Source organism: uncultured Brachyspira sp. (genome assembly GCF_944390595.1).
Taxonomy (GTDB): Bacteria; Spirochaetota; Brachyspiria; order Brachyspirales; family Brachyspiraceae; genus Brachyspira.
In genome coordinates this window covers 1-2,904 of record NZ_CALXRN010000248.1, presented here as the reverse complement: position 1 = coordinate 2,904, position 2,904 = coordinate 1, and the positions used below count along the sequence as shown (strand labels likewise).

The window sequence follows — 2,904 nt, the reverse complement described above, 5'->3', positions numbered from 1 at the left end:
CTGAGTCATAAGCAACTTTTTGTACTGTTGCTGGGAACATAGCAGATGATACTGCTGTTATTGCTGATGTTAATGTTGTTTTACCATGGTCAACGTGTCCAATAGTACCAACGTTTACGTGTGTTTTTGTACCTTCGTAAGTTCCTTTAGCCATTTTAATCCTCCAATTATTTATACTTTAGGAATTCTTTTTTTATTTTACTAATAGTAACTATTATATTTTGTTACTTACTTATTATTACCCATTCTAGCACCGATTATCTCTTCAGCTACGTTTTTAGGCACTTCCTCATAATGTGAGAACTGCATTGTGTAGCTTGCTCTACCTTGAGATACGTTTCTTATACTTGTTGTATATCCGAACATCTCAGCAAGAGGCACTGTAGCATTAATAGATTTATAACCAGACTTATCTGTAAATCCGTGAACCTGTCCTCTTCTTGAAGCTAAGTCCCCTATTATATCACCCATATAATCTTCAGGAGTTACAACCTCTACTGTCATCATAGGCTCCAACAAATAAGGATCAGCTTTTTTACAACCCTCTTTGAATCCCATTGAAGCAGCAATTTTGAATGCCATTTCTGATGAGTCTACTGGGTGGAATGATCCGTCATAAGCAGATACTATTACATCAAGCATTGGATAGTTAGCAAGAACACCTGTATTCATAGACTCTACACAACCTTTTTCTACAGCTGGTATATATTCTCTTGGAACTGCTCCTCCAACGATCTCATTATTAAATTTGAATCCAGCATTAGGTTCATTAGGTCCAATTCTCAACCATACATCACCGTACTGACCTTTACCGCCTGACTGACGTACGAATTTACCTTGTACCTCAACTGTTTTCTTAATACCTTCTCTATAAGATACCTGAGGACGTCCAACATTTGCCTCAACCTTATATTCTCTTTTCATTCTGTCACAGATAATTTCTAGGTGTAATTCACCCATACCTGCGATAATTGTCTGACCTGTTTCTTCATCAAAGCTAACTCTGAATGTTGGGTCTTCTTCAGCAAGTCTTGATAAAGCTATTGACATTTTATCTCTGTCGCCTTTTGTTTTAGGCTCTATAGCAACGTTAATTACTGGTTCTGGGAAGTTAATTGATTCTAAGATGATAGGAGCATTTTCAGGACATAATGTATCACCTGTTGTTGTTTCTTTAAGTCCTACTGCTGCTGCTATATCACCGCAATATACTTGCTCAATCTCTTCTCTTTTGTTAGCGTGCATCTGAAGTATTCTTCCGATACGCTCTCTTTTACCTTTTGTTGCATTATATACATAAGAACCGCCCTCTAATATTCCAGAGTAAACTCTTAAGAATGCTATTTTTCCTACGTGAGGGTCTGTCATTATTTTGAATGCTAATGCGCTGAATTTCTCATCATCAGCTATTTTTCTCTTTATAACATTACCATCTAAATCTGTACCTTCTACTTCAGGTTTATCTACAGGAGATGGTAAATAATCAACTACTGCATTTATTAATACTTGAATACCTTTGTTTTTGAAAGCTGTACCGCAGAACATTGGGAAGAAATCGGCTGTTAATGTAGCTGTTCTTATAAGTCTTTTTATAGTTGGAACATCTATTTCCTCACCTTCAAAGAACTTATTCATAGCATCATCATCATATTCAACGATTGCTTCTAATAAAGAATTTCTATACTCTTCTGCTTTTTCTTTTAATTCAGGTCTGATTTCTCTCTCTTCCATTTTCATGCCGTCTTCAGAAACCCAAACTATTTCTTTCATATTTACTAAGTCAACAACACCCTCGAAGCTGCTTTCTGCACCTATAGGTATAACTACTGGGTGACTGTTAGCTTTTAATCTTTCTCTTGTTTGTTCTAAAACAGCGTAGAAATTAGCACCTATTCTGTCCATTTTATTAACAAAAATAGCTCTAGGAATTTTATAATTACTTGCTTGTCTCCAAACTGTTTCACTCTGAGGCTGAACTCCTCCTACTGAACAGAAAACACCAACCGCACTATCCAATACTCTCAAAGATCTTTCTACTTCCGCAGTAAAGTCAACGTGCCCCGGAGTGTCTATCAAATTGATTCTATGTCCATTCCAAAAACAAGTAGTTGCAGCTGAAGTAATAGTAATACCTCTTTCTCTCTCCTGCTCCATCCAGTCCATTTCTGCTGCACCTTCATGAACCTCTCCGATTTTATGCGTTTTACCTGTAAAGTATAAAATACGCTCACTCAAAGTAGTCTTACCAGCATCAATGTGAGCCATAATACCAATATTACGTGTGTTTTCTAATGAAATTTGACGTGCCACTTAAATATTCTCCTTAAAAACTACCATCTAAAGTGTGCGAATGCTTTGTTACCCTCAGCCATTCTATGAACTTCATCTCTCTTAGCAACTGCCTGACCTTTTCCGTCTATAGCATCTACAATCTCATTTGATAAACGTTCAACCATGCTTCTTCCGCCTCTTTTTCTTGAAGCATTTATAAGCCATTTGAACGCTAAAGATTTTTGTCTGTCTTCTCTTACATCTACTGGAACCTGATAAGTAGAACCACCAACTCTTCTTGATTTTACTTCTACACGCGGTTTAATATTTTCTATAGCTTCATTAAAAGCTTCTAAACCATCTTTATTTGTTTTTTCTTTAACTACATCTATAGCTTTATAAAATATATTTTCAGCCTTACTTTTTTTTCCATCATACATTAATTTGTTTATAAATTTACTTATATCAACACTACCATAAATAGGATCAGCGTCTATTTTTCTAGATTGTGCTCTTCTTCTTCTAGCCATATTAATTTACTCCATTAAGCCTTTGGTTTCTTAGTACCATATTTACTTCTAGCTTTCATTCTCTTTTCTACACCTGTAGCTTCACGGCTTCCGCGAACTATGT

At 36.0% G+C, this 2,904-nt stretch carries 3 protein-coding genes; all 3 read right to left on the bottom strand.

Going from position 1 to position 2,904, the window contains the following annotated elements; all coding sequences use genetic code 11:
- Positions 1-154 (bottom strand): GTP-binding protein (locus Q0J90_RS14610; protein ID WP_297278606.1); only part of this gene is annotated, 154 nt, incomplete at its 3' end.
- A gap of 74 nt (positions 155-228) precedes the next feature.
- Positions 229-2,310: an elongation factor G gene (gene fusA, locus Q0J90_RS14605; RefSeq protein WP_297278605.1), complete on the bottom strand. Its 2,082-nt coding sequence runs from the start codon at positions 2,308-2,310 to the stop codon at positions 229-231.
- 20 nt (positions 2,311-2,330) lie between these two features.
- Positions 2,331-2,801 carry a 30S ribosomal protein S7 gene (rpsG, locus tag Q0J90_RS14600; RefSeq protein ID WP_028330954.1) on the bottom strand — a complete coding sequence of 157 codons (471 nt, stop codon included), beginning with the start codon at positions 2,799-2,801 and terminating at the stop codon, positions 2,331-2,333.
- Between the last annotated feature and the right edge of the window lie 103 nt (positions 2,802-2,904).